The 18,077-nt window shown below is 69.4% G+C and carries 19 protein-coding genes and 1 riboswitch; of the genes, 17 read left to right on the plus strand and 2 right to left on the minus strand.

Annotated elements, in window-relative coordinates; genetic code table 11:
* Positions 1 to 27 precede the first annotated feature (27 nt).
* Genes FFS72_RS14700 through FFS72_RS14740 form a run of 9 tightly spaced genes read left to right on the plus strand, consistent with a single transcriptional unit; the run spans position 28 to position 8,512 of the window.
* Complete coding sequence (locus FFS72_RS14700) at positions 28 to 912, plus strand: ABC transporter permease (protein ID WP_137874625.1); 885 nt, start codon at positions 28 to 30, stop codon at positions 910 to 912.
* A 10-nt stretch (positions 913 to 922) separates the two neighbouring features.
* Complete coding sequence (locus FFS72_RS14705) at positions 923 to 1,990, plus strand: taurine ABC transporter substrate-binding protein (RefSeq protein WP_137874626.1); 1,068 nt, start codon at positions 923 to 925, stop codon at positions 1,988 to 1,990.
* Between the two features lie 4 nt (positions 1,991 to 1,994).
* Complete coding sequence (locus FFS72_RS14710) at positions 1,995 to 2,768, plus strand: ABC transporter ATP-binding protein (RefSeq protein ID WP_137874661.1); 774 nt, start codon at positions 1,995 to 1,997, stop codon at positions 2,766 to 2,768.
* A 32-nt stretch (positions 2,769 to 2,800) separates the two neighbouring features.
* Positions 2,801 to 3,217: a rhodanese-like domain-containing protein gene (locus FFS72_RS14715; RefSeq protein WP_137874627.1), complete on the plus strand. Its 417-nt coding sequence runs from the start codon at positions 2,801 to 2,803 to the stop codon at positions 3,215 to 3,217.
* Entirely contained in the window at positions 3,214 to 4,437 is a 1,224-nt protein-coding gene (locus FFS72_RS14720) for an O-succinylhomoserine sulfhydrylase (protein WP_171018687.1), read from the plus strand. The genes FFS72_RS14715 and FFS72_RS14720 overlap by 4 nt, the downstream gene beginning before the upstream one ends.
* Positions 4,438 to 4,456: 19 nt before the next feature.
* The gene (locus tag FFS72_RS14725) at positions 4,457 to 5,377 is read left to right on the plus strand and encodes an ABC transporter substrate-binding protein (RefSeq protein WP_137874628.1); all 921 of its coding nucleotides are present in this window, start codon (positions 4,457 to 4,459) and stop codon (positions 5,375 to 5,377) included.
* A 59-nt stretch (positions 5,378 to 5,436) separates the two neighbouring features.
* Complete coding sequence (locus tag FFS72_RS14730; RefSeq protein ID WP_249353322.1) at positions 5,437 to 6,399, plus strand: FecCD family ABC transporter permease; 963 nt, start codon at positions 5,437 to 5,439, stop codon at positions 6,397 to 6,399.
* The gene (locus FFS72_RS14735; RefSeq protein ID WP_137874630.1) at positions 6,396 to 7,172 is read left to right on the plus strand and encodes an ABC transporter ATP-binding protein; all 777 of its coding nucleotides are present in this window, start codon (positions 6,396 to 6,398) and stop codon (positions 7,170 to 7,172) included. Before FFS72_RS14730 ends, FFS72_RS14735 begins: the two co-directional genes overlap by 4 nt.
* Positions 7,172 to 8,512 (plus strand): bifunctional adenosylcobinamide kinase/adenosylcobinamide-phosphate guanylyltransferase, encoded by a 1,341-nt coding sequence (locus tag FFS72_RS14740; protein WP_137874631.1) that lies wholly within the window; start codon positions 7,172 to 7,174, stop codon positions 8,510 to 8,512. Before FFS72_RS14735 ends, FFS72_RS14740 begins: the two co-directional genes overlap by 1 nt.
* Before the next feature lie 87 nt (positions 8,513 to 8,599).
* Here FFS72_RS14740 and FFS72_RS14745 read toward each other — a convergent pair whose 3' ends face one another.
* Complete coding sequence (locus tag FFS72_RS14745) at positions 8,600 to 9,406, minus strand: HAD-IIA family hydrolase (protein ID WP_137874632.1); 807 nt, start codon at positions 9,404 to 9,406, stop codon at positions 8,600 to 8,602.
* Between the two features lie 111 nt (positions 9,407 to 9,517).
* A riboswitch (SAM riboswitch) is annotated at positions 9,518 to 9,610 on the plus strand.
* Positions 9,611 to 9,683: 73 nt separating this feature from the next.
* Between FFS72_RS14745 and FFS72_RS14750 the strand changes: the two genes are divergently transcribed.
* The 8 genes from FFS72_RS14750 to FFS72_RS14785 are packed head-to-tail and all read left to right on the plus strand — an operon-like array spanning position 9,684 to position 17,702.
* Positions 9,684 to 10,652: an amino acid ABC transporter permease gene (locus FFS72_RS14750; RefSeq protein ID WP_137874633.1), complete on the plus strand. Its 969-nt coding sequence runs from the start codon at positions 9,684 to 9,686 to the stop codon at positions 10,650 to 10,652.
* Positions 10,649 to 11,431 (plus strand): amino acid ABC transporter ATP-binding protein, encoded by a 783-nt coding sequence (locus FFS72_RS14755; protein ID WP_137874634.1) that lies wholly within the window; start codon positions 10,649 to 10,651, stop codon positions 11,429 to 11,431. Before FFS72_RS14750 ends, FFS72_RS14755 begins: the two co-directional genes overlap by 4 nt.
* Before the next feature lie 33 nt (positions 11,432 to 11,464).
* Positions 11,465 to 12,433, plus strand: coding sequence for an ABC transporter substrate-binding protein (locus FFS72_RS14760; protein WP_137874635.1), 969 nt, complete (start codon positions 11,465 to 11,467; stop codon positions 12,431 to 12,433).
* A gap of 4 nt (positions 12,434 to 12,437) precedes the next feature.
* Positions 12,438 to 13,568: an FAD-dependent oxidoreductase gene (locus tag FFS72_RS14765; RefSeq protein WP_137874636.1), complete on the plus strand. Its 1,131-nt coding sequence runs from the start codon at positions 12,438 to 12,440 to the stop codon at positions 13,566 to 13,568.
* The gene (locus tag FFS72_RS14770; RefSeq protein ID WP_137874637.1) at positions 13,565 to 14,074 is read left to right on the plus strand and encodes a GNAT family N-acetyltransferase; all 510 of its coding nucleotides are present in this window, start codon (positions 13,565 to 13,567) and stop codon (positions 14,072 to 14,074) included. Before FFS72_RS14765 ends, FFS72_RS14770 begins: the two co-directional genes overlap by 4 nt.
* Positions 14,071 to 15,117, plus strand: a complete 1,047-nt coding sequence (locus FFS72_RS14775) for an LLM class flavin-dependent oxidoreductase (RefSeq protein ID WP_137874638.1) — start codon at positions 14,071 to 14,073, stop codon at positions 15,115 to 15,117. The genes FFS72_RS14770 and FFS72_RS14775 overlap by 4 nt, the downstream gene beginning before the upstream one ends.
* A complete protein-coding gene (locus FFS72_RS14780) occupies positions 15,114 to 16,328 on the plus strand; it encodes an LLM class flavin-dependent oxidoreductase (protein ID WP_137874639.1) in 1,215 nt (404 codons plus the stop codon). Before FFS72_RS14775 ends, FFS72_RS14780 begins: the two co-directional genes overlap by 4 nt.
* A gap of 15 nt (positions 16,329 to 16,343) precedes the next feature.
* Positions 16,344 to 17,702, plus strand: coding sequence for an NtaA/DmoA family FMN-dependent monooxygenase (locus tag FFS72_RS14785; RefSeq protein WP_137874640.1), 1,359 nt, complete (start codon positions 16,344 to 16,346; stop codon positions 17,700 to 17,702).
* Here the strand turns inward: FFS72_RS14785 and FFS72_RS27125 are convergent.
* Positions 17,699 to 17,920, minus strand: a complete 222-nt coding sequence (locus FFS72_RS27125; RefSeq protein WP_137874641.1) for a transposase — start codon at positions 17,918 to 17,920, stop codon at positions 17,699 to 17,701. The two genes, FFS72_RS14785 and FFS72_RS27125, sit on opposite strands and share 4 nt — an antisense overlap.
* Positions 17,921 to 18,077 lie beyond the last annotated feature (157 nt).

The following is an 18,077-nucleotide window of genomic DNA, read 5'->3' on the forward strand; positions in this document are numbered from 1 at the left end:
TTCGTCACACGCGGTTCGATGATCGTCATGTCCGCGACGCTCGATCGGGGCGCCGCGGCCCGCGCGCAATCCGTACCCACCCACACCCGCCTCGGGGCGAAGGCCCGACTCCGGCGGCTCGGGAGGCGGCGATGGGCCACCACCCTCGGGTTGCCCCTGCTCTCGCTCCTCGTCTTCCTCGGGCTCTGGCAGTTGGCCGCGTCCAGCGGCATCTGGAGTGAGGTCTTCGTCCCCCGCCCCTCGACGGTCTGGTCCGCCGCCGTCGACGCCTCCACCACCCACGACGGCGTCCGCGGCTACCAGGGCTACCTGCTGTGGGAACACGTCTACATGACACTGCGGCGGGTCGCGGCAGGCGTCGTGATCGGCATCGTCGGCGGCGTCGCGCTCGGCCTCGCGATGGGCACCGTCGGCTGGATTCGCCGCATCCTCGAACCCTGGCTGACGTTCCTGCGCGCACTCCCGCCGCTCGCGTACCTGTTCCTGCTCGTCATCTGGCTCGGCATCGACGAGGCACCCAAGATCGCGCTGCTCGCGCTCGCCGCCCTGCCGCCGACAGCGGTCGCCACCACGACGGCGGTGCTCGGCGCGCCGATCGGGCTGATCGAGGCGGCGCGGGCGGTCGGCGCGAACCGGTACCAGGTGATCCGCGACGTCGTCCTGCCCGCTGCACTCCCCGAAACACTCACCGGCATCCGGCTCGCGGTCGGCATCGCGTACTCGTCGGTGGTCGCCGCCGAACTGTTCAACGGCATCCCCGGCGTTGGCGGCATGGTCAAGGACGCCTCGAACTACAACAACACCCCGGTCGTCCTCGTCGGAATCTTCGCGATCGGGCTGTCCGGACTCACCATCGATGCCCTGCTCCGCCTCGTCGAACGACGAGCGGTCCCCTGGCGGGGCACCCATTGAGAGGCACGAGATGAACAAGTCCCCCGGGCGCGGCCCACGATCGTTGAGCCGCGCCCTCGTCGCGGCGGCTGCCGCGACACTCGCCGTGCTGACCGTGGCGTCCTGCTCGGTGGACGGCGGCAGCGATTCCGGCGGCGACAAGCCCGTCATCCGGGTCGGCTACCAGACGTTCCCGAGCGGCGACCTCATCGTCAAGAACAGTGGATGGCTCGAGGACGAGTTGCCCGACTACACGATCAAGTGGACGAAGTTCGACTCCGGCGCCGACGTCAACACCGCGTTCGTCGCCGGCGAACTCGACTTCGGTGCACTCGGGTCGAGCCCCGTCGCGCGGGGCCTGTCCGATCCACTGCGCATCGACTACAAGGTGGCGTGGATCCTCGACGTCGCCGGGGACAACGAGGCCCTCGTCGCCCGCAACGGCACCGGTATCGCCAAGGTCGAGGACCTGCGAGGCAAGAAGGTCGCCACCGCGTTCGCGTCCACCGCGCACTACAGCCTGCTCGCCGCCCTCGACCGGGCCGGACTCTCCGCCGCCGACGTCCAGCTGATCGACCTGCAGCCGCAGGCATCCCTAGCCGCGTGGCAGCGCGGCGACATCGACGCCGTCTACACCTGGCTGCCGACGCTCGACGAGGTCCGCGCGAACGGAACCACGTTGATCACGAGTCGAGAGCTCGCCGATGCGGGGAAGCCGACGCTCGACCTCGCGGTCGTCGCGGGCGGATTCGCCGCCGACCACCCCGACGTCGTGGACGTGTGGCGCCGCGCGCAGGCCCGCGCGCTGACCACGATCGCGGACGATCCTGATGCGGCAGCGAAAGCCGTTGCCGCCGAGGCGGGAATCACGCCCGATGAGGCGAGGTCCCAGTTGAAGCAGGCCGTGTTCCTGAGCCCCGATCAGGTCGCGTCGGCGCAGTGGCTCGGCGTCGACGCCGCCCCCGGTGCCCTCGCGAACAACCTGCACAGCGCGGCACAGTTCCTCGCCGACCAGAAGCAGATCCCGTCCGCCCCCGACCTCGCGGACTTCCAGGACGCGCTCTACGTGACCGGTCTGCCCGGTGCCGTCGAGCAGTAGCGCGGTGTCGCCCGGCACCAACGCGGGGCCGCGCATCAGGCTGACCGACGTCCGGCACGACTACGGGTCGGTCACCGCAGTCGGGCCGGTGTCGCTGGAGGTGCCCGACGGCGAGTTCCTCGTCCTCGTCGGTGCCTCGGGCTGCGGCAAGAGCACACTGCTGCGGCTGATCGCCGGATTCGAGGAGCCGACGCACGGTGAGGTCAGGGTGGCGGGCCGCGCCCCGGTCCCCGGTGCGACGGCTGGAGTGGTGTTCCAGCAGCCGCGGCTGCTGCCGTGGCGCACCGTCGGCGGCAACGTCGACCTTGCCCTGGACTACGCCGGGGTGCCGCGGGCGCAGCGGGAGGAGCGTCGCGCCGACCTGCTGGGGCGCGTCGGGCTGGAGGGGCTGGCCGAGCGGAGGATCTGGCAGGTCTCCGGTGGGCAGCAGCAGCGGGTGGCGATCGCCCGCGCGTTGGCGGTACCCACGTCGCTGCTGCTGCTCGACGAGCCGTTCGCCGCACTCGACGCCCTCACCCGTGAGCGCCTGCAGGAAGACCTGCGGGCCGACTCGGGGAGTACTCGGACCACGGTGTTCGTCACGCACAGCGCCGACGAGGCCGTGTTCCTGGGGTCGCGCATCGTCGTCCTGGGACGTCAGCCGGGCCGGGTCGCACTCGACCTGACCGTCGACCTGCCCCGCGGGGGCGTCGACGCGGACGATCTGCGCGGCTCCGCGCGGTTCGCCGCGCTGCGCGCCCAGGTCGGGCACGCGGTGAAGGAAGCGGCGGCGGCGTGAGGCGCCGGAAGGGATTGTGAAAAGCTATGCCCATGACCTACGCAGGTGACCTGACCCCTCAGCAGGCATGGGACCTGCTGCGCGAGCATCCCGGGGCCGTCCTGGTCGATGTCCGCACCGAAGCCGAGTGGCGATTCGTCGGCGTCCCCGACCTCACCGCGCTGGGCCGCGAGCCCCTGACGATCGAGTGGGTGTCGTTCACGGGTGACCGCAACACGTCGTTCGTCGACCAGCTCCAGGCTGCGGGCGTGACGGGCGGCGACGACGCCGAGGTCATTTTCCTGTGCCGTTCGGGTCAGCGTTCGATCGGTGCCGCCGAGGCCGCGACCGCCGCGGGCATTGCCCCGGCCTACAACATTCTCGACGGGTTCGAAGGCGGGCTGGACGACGACGGTCACCGCGGCGGTGCGGGCTGGCGTTCGGTCGGACTCGCGTGGAGGCAGTCGTGAGCGCGATTCCCCGCGGCGGTTCGTTCTCCAAGCCGCTCCCCGACACCATCCGCCCCGCGACGCTCGGCGTCCGCGGCGGGACGATCCGCTCCGGTTTCGAGGAGACGTCGGAGGCGATCTTCCTCAACTCCGGATTCGTCTACGAGTCCGCTGAAGCGGCGGAGCAGGCGTTCACCGGCGAGATCGACCACTTCGTGTACTCCCGGTACGGCAACCCGACGGTGAAGATGTTCGAGGAGCGGATGCGTCTGCTCGACGGCGCGGAAGGCTGCTACGCCACCGCGTCCGGCATGTCCGCGGTGTTCACCGCGCTCGGTGCACTGCTCGGCAAGGGCGACCGCCTCGTCGCCGCACGCAGCCTCTTCGGATCCTGCTTCGTGGTCTGCAACGAGATCCTCCCGCGCTGGGGCGTGGAGACGGTGTTCGTCGACGGCGAGGACCTCGACCAGTGGGAGCAGGCGCTGTCGGTGCCGACCACGGCCGTGTTCTTCGAGACCCCCTCGAACCCGATGCAGACCCTCGTCGACGTCCGCAGGGTGTCCGAGATGGCGCACGCCGCGGGCGCGAAGGTGGTGCTGGACAACGTCTTCGCCACCCCGCTGCTGCAGCGCAGCCTCGACCTCGGCGCCGACGTCATTGTGTACTCCGGCACCAAGCACATCGACGGTCAGGGCCGCGTCCTCGGCGGCGCGATCCTCGGCCCGCAGGACTACATCGACGGACCCGTGCAGCAACTGATCCGCCACACCGGACCGGCGCTCAGCCCGTTCAACGCGCACACCCTGCTCAAGGGCCTCGAGACGATGCCGCTGCGCGTGCGGCACTCCACCGACAGCGCACTGCGGATCGCCCGCTTCCTCGAAGCGGACGACGCCGTCAGCTGGGTGAAGTATCCGTTCCTCGAGTCGCATCCCCAGTACGACCTGGCGACGTCGCAGATGAGTGGCGGCGGCACCGTCGTCACCTTCGAGCTGGCGGCAGCCGAGGGCGAGGGGAAGAAGAAGGCGTTCGAGCTGCTGAACAAGCTGCGCGTCGTCGACATCTCCAACAACCTCGGCGACTCGAAGTCCCTCATCACCCACCCCGCGACCACGACGCACCGCGCGATGGGTCCCGAGGGACGCGCCGCGATCGGACTCTCCGACGGGGTGGTCCGGCTGTCCGTCGGCCTCGAGGACACCGACGACCTGCTCGAGGACTTCGCGCAAGCGTTGGCCTGACGCGTCCGAAGGGATTGCTGTGCACCTGACCCCGCGCCGGTTGGTGACCGCCGGCATCGCCGCTCTCGTACTCCTGGCCGCGGGCTGTGGCAACGACGAGAGCGGCGACGGCCCGTCGACCGGGACGGCGGCGCCCGGCGTCCCGCAGGCGATCGTCTCGCTCAGCCCCACCAGCACCGAGATGCTGTATGCCGTCGGTGCGGGTGATCAGGTCGTCGCCGTCGACGACCGGTCCGACTACCCGGAAGGCGTCCCCGTCACCGACCTCTCGGGGTACACGCCGAACGTCGAGGCGATCCTCGGGTACGAGCCGGACCTGGTCGTCGCGAACGCCGACACCGGCGACCTCGTCGCCGGTCTGGAGAACGCGGGCGTCGAGGTGCTGATCCTCCCGGCGGCGAGCACCCTCGACGACACGTACGCGCAGATCGAGCAGATCGGTGCGGCCACCGGACACGTCGGGGACGCCGCCGAACTCGTCGCGCGGATGAAGACGGACATCGACGCGATCGTCGCGGGTGTGCCCGCGCGCGCGACGCCGCTGCGGTACTACCACGAGCTCGACGACACCCTGTACTCCGTCACCGACGACACCTACATCGGTGAGATCTACGGGATGCTCGGGCTCACCTCCATCGCGACCGGAGGCGACGGGTATCCGCAACTGTCGGCCGAGTTCATCGTGGAACAGGACCCGGACCTGATCTTCCTCGCGGACGGCCAGTGTTGCGGCGTCACCCCCGACACCGTCGCGAAGCGCGCCGGGTGGGCCGACCTGACAGCGGTCCGCGGCGGCAACGTCCACGTCGTCGACGAGGACCTCGCGTCACGGTGGGGACCGCGCGTCGTCGACTTCATGCGCGAGGTCGCAGGCATCGTGAGCACAGTCCCCGCCGACGGCGGCGCCGTCACTGCCGTCACCGTCCAACCCACCGGGTAACCGTGTCCCGCAGACGCGCACTCGTGCTGGCCGGTTCGGCGCTCGTGCTGCTCGCAGCGATGCTGCTCGGCATCCTCGTCGGACCCGCCGGGCTCACGCCGTCCGGGGTGATCCTCGACGTGATCGACAGGCTGCCGTTCATCGACGTCGACTCCGGACTGACCGCCCGGCAACAGTCGATCCTGTGGAACATCCGCATTCCCCGCGTGGTCCTCGGCGCGCTCGTCGGCGCGACCCTCGCCATCGCGGGCGCCGCCTACCAGGGCGTGTTCCGAAACCCGCTCGCCGACCCGTACCTGCTCGGCGTGTCCAGTGGCGCCGGGCTCGGCGCGACCCTCGCCATCGCCGTCGGCGGGGCAGCCGGGTTCGCGGGCGTCCCGATCGCCGCGTTCGCGGGCGGCATGCTCGCCGTCGGCGCCACCTACGCGCTCGGACGGACCGTCGGCAGCGGACGCACCGAGGTCGTCATCATCCTCGCAGGCGTCGCCGTCGCCGCGTTCGCCAATGCCATCCAGACGTTCTTCATGCAGCGCAATGACGACACCCTCCGCCAGGTGTACTCCTGGCTGCTCGGGCGGCTGTCCACCGACGGCTGGTCCGACGTGCTCACCGTGTTGCCGTACGTCGTGGTGTCCGTCGCCGTCGTCCTGCTGCACGGACGCACCCTCGACGTCATGGCCGTCGGGGACGTCGAGGCCGGGAGCCTCGGCATCAACCCCGACCGGGTACGGCTCGTCCTGATCGGCGTCGCGACCCTCGGCACCGCCGCCGTCGTCTCGGTGAGTGGCCTCATCGGGTTCGTCGGCATCGTCGTGCCCCACGCGGTCCGGCTCCTCGTCGGGCCCGGACATCGGCTGCTGCTGCCGCTGTCTCTGATGGTCGGCGCCGCGTTCCTCGTCCTCGCCGACGTCGTGGCCCGCACCGTGATGTCCCCGGCGGAGCTGCCGATCGGCGTCGTCACCGCCGCCATCGGAGCACCGTTCTTCCTTCTCGTCCTGCGGCGCGGGCGGGTGAGCGCGTGATTTCGTGCACCGGTCTGCGCGTCGAACGAGGAACGGTCGCCGTCCTGGGCGGGGTGGACCTGCACGTCGACGACGGCGAATGGGTGGCGGTGGTCGGGCCCAACGGTGCGGGCAAGACGACGCTGCTGCACGCCCTCGCCGGGCTGGTGCCCGCCACGGGCGAGGTACTCGTCGACGGCCACGCTCCGGGGCGTGCGTCGCGGCGCGTCATGTCGCGGTCGGTGGCACTGATGCCGCAGCGGCCCGTCGTCCCCGACGGCGTCACCGTGCGCGACCTCATCACCCTCGGACGCACCCCGCATCTGCCCCGGTTCGGCAGCGAGAGCTCCGACGACCGTGCCGTCGTCGACGACCTCGTCGATCGACTCGGCTTGCGAGCGTTGGTGTCCCGGCCCGCCACCGATCTGTCCGGTGGCGAACTGCAGCGGGTGGTCCTGGCCCGGTCCCTCGCCCAGCAGCCGAGGGTGCTGCTGCTCGACGAACCCACCAGCGCCCTCGACATCGGACACCAGCAGCAGGTGCTCGACCTCGTCCAGGAGCTTCGAGTTTCGGAGGGGTTGACGGTGGTCGCGGCTATGCACGACCTCACCCTCGCCGGCCAGTACGGGCGACGGATCGTGATGCTCGACGGGGGCGCCGTCGTCGCGGACGGAACCCCGACGGAGGTGCTGACCGTCGAGCGCATCGCCGAGGTCTACGGTGCGCGCGTCGAAGTTCTGGCCCGGCCCGGAGGTCCCGTCGTCCTGCCGGTCGCGCGCGGCGGTGCCCGGTGATGGAGGTGGTGCTCCTCGGCACCGGCGCCGCCGACGGCTGGCCCAACCCGTTCTGCACGTGCGCCTCGTGCCGGATCATGCTGGAGCGCGGCGAGATTCGCTCCCAGACGGCAGGCCTCGTCGACGACGTCCTGCTGCTGGACTGCGGACCCGAGGTGCCGCGGGCCGCGATGCACGCGGGGCGGACACTGTCCGGGGTGCGGCACCTCCTGCTCACCCACGCCCACCCCGACCACGTCGGACCTCTCGCGTTGCTGATGCGGTCGTGGGTGGCGCGCGAGCAGCCGCTGGACGTGATCGGCCCGCCGGAAGCGCTGGACCTGTGCCGTGACTGGGTCGGACCCGACGACCCGGTCCGGTGGATTCCGGTTGCGCCCGGCGACGCACTGACGGTCGGCGAGTACGGCGTCCGGGTGCTGCCCGCTGCCCACCGGGTGCACCGAGACGGCGACTCTGTCCTCTACGAGGTCGCGGCAGGTGGCCGGAAAATGCTGTGGGCCACGGACACCGGACCGCTCGACGCGGTACAGCTGGGCTCGGTGCGCGATGCGCGATACGACACCGTCTTCCTGGAGGAAACGTTCGGTGATCTCGCGGAGCACGAGCCCGACCACCTCGACCTGGTCAGCTTCCCCCGTGCCCTCGCGGCCCTGCGCGGCGTCGGAGCGGTCGTCGACGGCACCGACGTGATCGCCGTCCACCTCGGACACCACAATCCTGTCGACCTGCCGGACCGGTTGCGGCCGTGGGGTGTTCGCATCGTCCCGGACGGGACGGTGGTGACGGTGGGAGACGGTGCCCTCGGGTCGTCGGCGCCGCGCCGGACCCTGGTCCTCGGCGGCGCCCGAGCAGGAAAGTCGACCCACGCGCAGCGACTGCTGTCGGACCGCGACGACGTCACCTATGTCGCGACCGGTGCTCCCGCACGCGGTGACGCCGAGTGGGCCGCTCGCATCGCCGGCCACCGCGCGTCGCGACCCGACACCTGGCGCACCGTCGAGACCGACGACCTGGTGGGCGTCCTGCATTCGGCGACCGGCCCGCTGCTCGTCGACTGCCTCGGCGCCTGGCTCACCCGACGCATCGACACCCACGGCGCCTGGGACGACGAACAATCTTGGGCTGCAGTGCAATCCGACGTCGACGGCCTGGTGTCCGCGCTGCGCCGGGTGCGGGTGCCCGTCGTGGTGGTCAGCAACGAGGTCGGCAGCGGCGTCGTCCCCGCCACCGCCTCCGGCCGCCGCTTCCGGGACGCGCTCGGCAGGCTCAACACCGCCGTCGCAGCCGAGTGCGAGTCGGTGGTCCTCGTCGTCGCCGGCCGACCACTGCCCCTGCGCTGACCCGCCCTATGCCCGCCGCCCTTCCTGAATGGCGCATTCAGGAAGTCTGACTGAATGGATGGGCCATTCAGGAAGAAAGGGGGAGGGTCAGGCGGCGGCGAACGGGTCGTGGGTGCGACCGACGAGGTCGGCGACCGAGTCGAGGACCAGCGTCGGGCGGTAGGGGTACGCCTCGACGGTCGAGCGGCTGGAGATGCCGGTGAGGACGAGGATGGTCTGCAGCCCCGCTTCGAGTCCCGAGACGACGTCCGTGTCCATCCGGTCGCCGATCATGAGGGTGTGTTCGGAGTGCGAGCCGATGGCCCGCAGCGCGGACCGCATCATCAGCGGATTCGGCTTGCCGACGTAGTACGGCTCGCGGCCGGTCGCGCGGGTGATGAGCGCGGCGACCGAGCCGGTCGCAGGTAGTGAGCCGTCACGGGACGGGCCGGTGGCGTCGGGGTTGGTGGCGATGAACCGGGCGCCGCGTTCGACGAGCCGGATCGCGGTGGTGATCGCCTCGAACGAGTACGTGCGGGTCTCGCCGAGCACCACGTAGTCGGGGTCGCTGTCGGTGAGGACGTACCCGATGTCGTGCAGGGCCGTCGTCAGACCCGATTCGCCGACGACGTACGCGCTGCCGTCGGGGCGCTGATTGTGCAGGAAGGTGGCGGTGGCCAGCGCGGACGTCCAGATCGACTGCTCGGGGATGTCGAGACCCGTCCGCAGCAGGCGGGCGCGCAGGTCGCGGGGCGTTCGGATCGAGTTGTTGGTCAGCACCACGAACGGGGTGCCGGCTTCCTGTAGTTCGGCGAGGAACTTGTCGGCGCCCGGTACGAGGTGTTCCTCGTGCACGAGGACCCCGTCCATGTCCATCAGGTAGGTCCACCCGGGGGTCTGCTCGGTGTTCGCCATGGACCCATTGTGCTCGCTCACGGCGTGACCCGTCGGGCCGTGTATTTCGAATCACCTCGAACGCAAAGGGTGACCGTGCAGGCGGGTTGGGGGACATTTCATCGCGAGAGTTGACCATCGAGAGCGACCGAGAGACCCGGCTCAGCGACGTCGCAGCAACCCCCCGCCAGTGGGTGTGGGTGCTACCGCCGGGAGCGATGGTCGGCGCGACGGGACGGCATCGGCCGCCCCGTCCCAACCGCGAAAGGTCGCCCGTGACCGTGTCAGAGATCCGCTTGTGAGCGCGCCGGCTGTCAGTGCGCCGCCGGCTGTCACCGATGTCGCCGACGAGGCCGACCTGCGTGTCGTCCCCACCCGGCACCCGTGGCGCTGGGTCGTCGCGGCCGCCGCACTGGTACTGGTCGCGCAGTTCGTGCACGGCCTGGTCGTGAACCCCGGCTGGGACTGGGCGACGTTCGCGCAGTACTTCACCGCCCCGTCGGTGCTGTCCGCGCTGTGGACGACGATCGAGCTCACGCTGTGGGGCACCGTCCTCGGATTCGGCCTCGGTGTCCTGCTCGCAGTGGCTCGACTGTCGAACAATCCGGTGCTGCAGGTGATCTCGTGGACCTACGTTTGGGCGTTCCGGTCGATCCCGCTGATCGTGCAGCTGCTGTTCTGGTTCAACATCGCCTACCTCTATCAGACGCTGACGCTGGGAATTCCGTTCGGGCCTGGGTTCCTCGAGTTCAACGTCACCGGCGTGATCTCCGGGTTCACCGCGGCGGTCGTCGGTCTCGCCCTGCACCAGGCCGCGTACTCCGCGGAGATCGTCCGGGCAGGCATCATCTCCGTCGACCACGGGCAGATCGAGGCGGCGAACGCGCTGGGCATCCCGCGCGGCCGACAGTTCGTGAAGATCGTTCTGCCGCAGGCGATGCGCTCGATCCTGCCGAACGCCGCCAACGAGGTCATCAGCCTGTTCAAGGGCACCTCGATCGTGTCGACGATGGCGATCGCGGAACTCTTCTACCAGGTACAGGTGATCTTCGGCCGCAACGGCCGCGTGGTTCCGCTGTTGATGGTCGCGACCGTCTGGTACATCGTCCTGACCACGTTGCTGTCCATCGCGCAGTACTACATCGAACGGCACTACGCCCGCGGATCGGCTCGCGCCTTGCCGCTGACGCCGTGGCAGAGAGTGGTCGCGAAGTATCGCGAGATCCGCGACACCAGTCACGGCGCACCGAGGGGAGCGACACGGTGACGGGCCCCGAGGTGCAGGCAGTGCATGCCGTCGACGTGCGCGGGGTGCACAAATCCTTCGGCGCCTTGGAGGTTCTCAAGGGTGTCGACCTGACCGTCCGGCAGGGTGAGGTGACGGTGATCCTCGGCCCCTCCGGTTCGGGGAAGTCGACGCTGCTGCGCACGCTGAACCACCTGGAGAAGGTAGACCGCGGCACCATCCGCATCGACGGTGAACTCGTCGGGTACCGCCGCCGCGGCAACGTCCTGCGCGAGCTGCGGGACCGGGAGATCCTGCGTCAGCGCTCGAAGATCGGGTTCGTCTTCCAGAACTTCAACCTGTTCCCGCATCTCACGGTTCTCGAGAACGTCACGGAGGCGCCGGTGTCCGCGCAGCGCCGCGACCGCACCGAGGTGACAGCCGAGGCCAGGCAGCTGCTGGACCGGGTGGGCGTCGCCGACAAGGCCGACCACTATCCGAAGCAGTTGTCGGGCGGTCAGCAGCAGCGGGTGGCCATCGCCCGCGCGCTGGCGTTGCGCCCCAACGTCATCCTGTTCGACGAGCCCACCTCGGCCCTCGACCCCGAACTCGTCGGCGAGGTCCTCGACGTCATCCGAGACCTCGCGGGCGCGGGCGCGACCCTCGTCATCGTCACTCACGAGATCGGGTTCGCCCGGGAGGTCGCGGACACCGTCGTGTTCATGGACGACGGGGTGATCGTCGAGCAGGGCCCGCCGCGACAGGTGCTCGACCACCCGACCCACGACCGCACTCGCGCCTTCCTGTCGCGCGTGCTCTGAACGTCTCTCAACGAAAGATCCAGGAAGGAAACGATGTCCGCCACCATCCGCCGCACGAGGTTGTTCGCCTCGGCTCTGACCGCCGTCGCCCTGTTGGCGGGTGCCGCGTGCAGTTCGGGCGAGGCCGCCGAACCTGACGCCGCGACCGCAGCCGGATACAACCTGACGGCCGAGCAGAACCGCATCACCACGGACGAAGTACCGGACATCGCCGCGAAGGTGCCGCAAGCGATCCGGGACCGAGGGACGCTGATCGTCACGGGGTCGGCCGGCACGGCGCCGCCGCTGCGCTTCTACGCGGACGACGACAAGACGATCATCGGATCCGAAACGGACATCGCGTATCTCATCGGCGACGTCCTCGGCCTCGACATCGAACTGACCGCTGCCGACTGGGCGCAGAACTTCGTCCGCATCGACTCCGGCGAAGCGGACACGTTCATCTCGAACGTCACCGTCACCGAGGAGCGTAAGGAGAAGTACGACTTCGCCACCTACCGCCTCGACAGCCTGGCCGTCGAGGTCAAGAAGGGCAGCGGCATCACCTTCTCGGGACCGAAGGACATCGCAGGCCTGAAGATCGGCGTCGGCTCCGGAACCAACCAGGAAGCCCTGCTGGTCGAGTGGAACGAGCAGAACGTGGCGGCCGGACTCGAGCCCGCCGAGATCCTGTACTACCAGCAGGCCACCGACTACTACCTGGCGCTCGGCTCCGGCCGGATCGACGCCTACGTCGGCCCGAATCCGTCGTCCTCGTTCCACGCTCTGCAGACCGGTGAAACCGAAGTCGTAGGGACCTTCTCGGGTGCGGGCCTCGACCTCCAGGGTGAGATCGCCGTCTTGACGAAGAAGGACAACGGGCTCGTCGGTGCGATCCACGAGGCGATCGATCACCTCATCGAGAACGGTACGTACGCACAGGTGCTGGAGCGGTGGGGAATCCAGACCGAAGCGCTCGACGTGTCCGAGATCAACCCGCCCGGCCTGCCGAAGAAGCAGTAGCGACATGGTGCAGGTGAACGGACCGGTCGACGTCGTGGTCGTCGGAGGTGGTGTGATCGGGTCGGCCGCGGCGTGGCGGTTGGCGGCGCGCGGGCGGTCGGTGGTGTTGCTGGAGCAGTTCGGACCGGGCCACCGGCGCGGCGCCTCGCACGGCACGTCCCGGATATATCGGCAGGCGTACGAGGATGATTTCCACACCACCCTCGCCGGTCGCGCGTTGCCGCTGTGGCGTGCAGCAGAGGAGATCGCCGGTACCCGGGTACTGACGTTGACCGGTGCGGTGGACCACGGGCACCCCGCCTGCACACTGACCCGCGCAAAGACCCTCGCAACGCTGGGGATCGCACACGAGGTCCTCGACCCGGCGGAGGCGGAGAAGCGCTGGCCCGGAATGCGATTCGACACCTCGGTGCTGTTCCATCCGGCGGCGGGTCGTCTGCACGCGGACCGGTCGGTACAGGTTTTGAAGGACGCAGCGCAGCGCGCAGGCGCCGAGGTGCGGCATCGGGCCGCGGTACGCGAGATCCACGGCGCGGCAACCGGGGTCGAGGTGGTCACCGACACCGGTGTGATCCGGGCCCGCCATGCGGTGCTCGCCGCGGGTGCCTGGACGAGGAGTCTGCTCGCGAGTACGAGCATCCGGCCGACGCCCGTGCTACCGCCACTGCGGACCACCCAGGAGCAGCCTGCTCACTTCGTCCCGGTGATCGATGCGGAGTGGCCGAGTTTCGTCCATCACCCCGGAGCGGAGCTGGCCGGCGAGGGAATCTACGGACTCGGCTCGGAGTCCGGCATCAAGATCGGTGAGCACGGCACCGGCCCGGTGGTGCATCCGGACACGCGTGACTTCCGGGCCGACCCGGACGGTGTGCAGCGCCTTGCCGACTACGCCTCGGCGTGGTTGCCCGGAGTGGACGCGTCCACCGCTGCGGCCGACACCTGTCTGTACACCAGCACTCCGGACAGTCGCTTCGTGGTGGACCGACTCGGCGACGTCACGGTCGCTGCCGGGTTCTCCGGACACGGCTTCAAGTTCGCGCCCGCGGTGGGCGACCTGGTCGCCGGGCTCGCCGCAGGGGACGTCAGGTCCCCGGAGCCGTTCCGGTTCGGACCGCGGGCGGCGGTGGTCGCATGACGGCCGGTTCTCGTCGACTCGAGGTGCGCACGGTAATGCAGGACGATCCGCTCGCCGCGCCCCTTCTCGAGGAACTGGCGTACGAGTACAGCACCCGGTACGAGCGTCCCTTCGAGGAACAGTTCGAGGCGCTGACCACTCACCCGGGCGAGGAGTTCGCGCCGCCGGACGGGGCGTTGCTGATCCTCGTCGAGGACGGGGAGCCGGTGGCGGGAGGCGCATTCCGTCGCTACGACGAGACGACGGCGGAACTGAAACGCATCTGGACGTCGGCGGGGCATCGGCGCCGCGGACTCGGCCGAATCGTTCTCGCGGAACTCGAGGTGGAGGCGATGATGCGCGGCTACACCCGCATCTACCTGACGACGGGGTGGCGTCAGCCCGAGGCCGTCGCGCTGTACCTGGCGGCCGACTACACCGCGCTGTTCGATCCGACGCGGCCGTCGGAGGAGATCGGTCCGCATCCGTTCGAGAAGCACCTGATCCGAAAGGCACACTCCGCGTGAAATTCCTGCTCCTCAGCTTGATCACCCACCAACCCGACCCCGTGCCGGGTGAGTGGCTCGACCCCGCGGCCCGGCTGAAGGAGGTCGTCGACACCGCTGTCCTCGCGGAGCAGTTGGGCTTCGAGGGGTTCGCCGTCGGGGAGCGCCACGAGCGGCCGTTCCTCGCGTCGGCGCCGCCGGTGGTCCTCAGCAACATCGCCGCTCGGACCTCCACTCTCGAACTGTGGACCGGAGTGACGACGCTGAGCCTGCTCGACCCGGTCCGCGCCTTCGAGGACTACTCCACTCTGGACAATCTCTCGGGCGGACGGCTCCAGCTCATGATCGGGAAGGGCAACGGCACTGCCCAGGCCGACTTGTTTCACGTGACACCCGACGACCAGTGGGAGCGCAATCATGAAGGGTACGAACTGTTCCGGGCGTTGTGGGAGAACGAGAGCGTCACCTGGGATGCGAAGTTCCGGCCGCCACTGACCGACGCGGTCACGGTGCCGCGGCCGTTGCAGCCGCGCCTGACGATCTGGCACGGCAGCGCGACCAGCCGCGACTCCGTCGACCTCGCCGCGAAGTACGGCGACCCGGTGTTCTCGGCGAACGTCACCAATCCCATCGAGCCGTACGCCGACCTGATCGACCACTACCGGCAGCGCTGGATCGCCTACGGACACGACCCGGCGGACGCCCGTGTCGGCGCAGGCACCGCAGGGCTGTACGTGGCCCGCACGTCGCAGGAGGCCGTCGAACGCTACCGACCGCTGTTCGAGCAGCGACTGCAGTTCGCGCGGGAAACCGGGCTGCCGGTGGTGTTCGAGTCGATCGAGGACTTCGTCGACCGCAGTTCCGCACTGATCGGCAGTCCGCAGCAGGTCGTCGACAAGGTGTTGCGCTACCACGACCGTCTCGGGCACGAGGTCATGCACCTGACCGCGGATCGCGGCGGGCTGACGACCGCGGAGCAACGCGCGAGCCTCGAACTGTTCCAGGCCGAGGTGGCCCCCGCACTGAGAGCGACCGTCCCGACCCTGAGGAGATCATTCGCATGACCCGACGTCACCCACTCCATCTCGGTGTCGCGCTCGACGGCGCCGGCTGGCATCCCGCGGCCTGGCGCGAGCCGAATTCGCGTCCCCACGAACTGTTCTCGGGCCACTACTGGACCGACCTCGCCGCGACCGCACAGCGCGGGCTGCTCGACTTCCTCACCATCGAGGACAGCCTGTCGGTGCCGGGCAACCCGTACGTCGCCCAGGACCCGGACGCGGTCGATCAGGTGCGGGCGCGTTTGGACGCGCATCTCGTTGCCGCACGCATCGCCCCGACGACGCGGCACCTCGGCCTGATACCGACGATCACCACCACCCACACCGAGCCGTTCCACGTGTCGAAGGCCCTGGCGACGCTGGACTACACGTCGCGTGGTCGCGCGGGATGGCAGGTGAAGGTGTCGTCGTCGGCGCAGGAGGCCGCGCATTTCGGGCGTCGTGACGTTCCCGGTCTCGACAAAAGCGACCGGGAGGCCTTGGTGAACGGGGAACTTCCCGGGTTCGTGGCCGACCTGTTCGACGAGGCCGCCGATGTCGCCGAGGTGGTGCGCCGACTCTGGGACAGCTGGGAGGACGACGCGGAGATCCGCGACGTTCCGACCAGGCGATTCATCGACCGCGACAAACTGCATCACATCGACTTCGAGGGGCGGTTCTTCAGCGTGCGCGGACCGTCGATCACGCCGCGACCGCCTCAAGGGCAGCCAGTTGTCACCGCGCTCGCCCACCGGGACGTCGCCTACGAACTGGCCGCGCGTGCAGCCGATCTGGTGTTCACGACACCGACCGAGACCAACGGCCCGCAGGTGCTGGCCGATGTCGCAGCGGCCGCGGAGAGCGTGGGCCGCGGCGGTGAGCCGCTCCGCGTGTACGCGGACGTGCTCGTCTTCCTCGACACCGATCGAGCGTCCGGTTCGGACCGGTTGCGCCGACTCGACGACGTCGCGGGCAACGAATTCGTCAGCGACGCGACGGTGTTCGCAGGCAGCGCAGACGAACTCGCGGATCTGCTCGAGTCCTGGCACGGCTTCGACGGGTTCCGGATTCGTCCCGGCGTCGCGGTGGACGACCTCGATGCAGTGACCACGACGCTGATTCCGGAACTGCAGCGGCGCGGACTGTTCCGCACCGAGTACCCCGACACGTCGCTGCGCGGACTGCTCGCACTGCCGACCGCCGTACCCAACCGCTACGGCGCCCCCGCAGCCTGAACTCAGGAGAGACCCATGAGCACAGCCAAGAAGCAGGTCATCCTCGGCGCATATCTGGGCGGCGTCAACCACCACACCGCCTGGTGGCATCCGGATGCAGGCAGTCAGATTGCTTTCGACTCCTTCGAACACACCGCCCTGACTGCCGAGCGCGGAAAGTTCGACTTCTTCTTTCTCGCCGAAGGTCTCGCGTTGCGAGAACGTGCCGGTGAGGTCTTCGACCAGGACGTCATCGGGCGTCCCGACACCTTGACGGTCCTCGCGTCGCTCGCCGCGGTCACCGAGCACCTGGGCCTCGCGGGCACCATCAACGCCACCTTCAACGAGCCCTATGAGCTGGCACGGCAGTTCGCCACCCTGGACCGGTTGTCCGGCGGCCGCGCCGCATGGAACGTCGTCACCTCCTTCGACGCGTTCACCGGCCAGAACTTCCGGCGCGGCGGATTCCTGCCGCACTCGCAGCGGTACGTCCGCGCGGACGAGGCAGTCGAAGCAGTGCGGAAGCTGTGGGATTCGTGGCGGGACGACGACATCGTGGCCGACCCGGTGACCGGCCGGTTCCTGAGCCGTCCTGATGCAGGCGCCTTCGAGTTCCGCGGCAGCCAGTTCGACATCGGCGGGCGCTTCACGGTGCCCCGCAGCCCGCAGGGCCGGCCGGTACTCCTCCAGGCGGGAGTGTCGCCGCAGGGGCGCGACTTCGCCGCCGCCAACGCCGACGCGATCTTCTCGCCATACGGAAGCCTGCCCGAGGCGTCGGAGTACTACCGGGACGTCAAGGGGCGCGCGGTCGCCGCGGGTCGCAGTCCCGACGACCTCAAGATCCTGCCGTCGGCGAGTTTCGTGATCGGTGACAGCGAAGCCGACGCCCGAGAGAAGTACCTCGACATCCGTGACCAACAGGTCACCGGGCAGACGGCACTGATCCTGCTCGAACAGCTGTGGAACAGAGACCTGTCGGCATACGACCCGGACGGGCCGATCCCGGACATCGACCCCGATCCGGAGGCGCCGCCGATCATCCAGGGTCGCGCGTTCATCCACCAGGACCGGTTCGACACCGTCGCGAAGCTGCGTGCCGTGTCGGAGGCGAAGAAGCTCACACTGCGGGAGACCGTCGCAGACCAGTTCGAACGCGGCCCGATCGTGGGTACCGCAGCGCAGATCGCCGAACAGATCGACACGTTCGTCCAGAGCAACGGCTCGGATGGGTTCATCATCGGATCACATCTCGTGCCAACGGGTCTCGACGGGTTCGTGGACCAGGTCGTGCCACTGCTCCAGGACCGAGGGGCCCTGCGTACCGAATACAGTGGCTCGACGCTCCGCGACAATCTGGGCTTGCCGATTCCGGCGAACCCCGTCCCCGTCGGCTAGAGAGTGTCTCCTGATCGGCGAGGTCGCTTGAGCCAAGTGCACACCGCCGACAGGAGCACGCCAGCTCGGTGGGTGAGGGCGAGCTTGTCATAGCGCGCGGCCAACCCACGCCACTGCTTGAGAGCAGCGAAGGAGCGCTCGACGACATTGCGGCCCTTGTATTTTTCCGCAGGCCCGGTTGAATCTCGAGGAGTGAGCCTTGTCGCCGAGTACCGCATCGGACCGGGTTCGAGGCCGGCCCGCTACCGATCCGCGGGACGACAGGCAGTCCATCAGATACGCGAACACCGGCGAGGCGCCTGCCCGACCTGGCCCGACGAGCACCACCAGCGGTCGCCCGTTCCCATCGGAAAGCTGGTGGATCTTCGTTCCCAG

Origin of the sequence: Rhodococcus sp. Q (genome assembly GCF_005503035.1) — a bacterium.
Lineage (GTDB): Bacteria > Actinomycetota > Actinomycetes > Mycobacteriales > Mycobacteriaceae > Rhodococcus_G.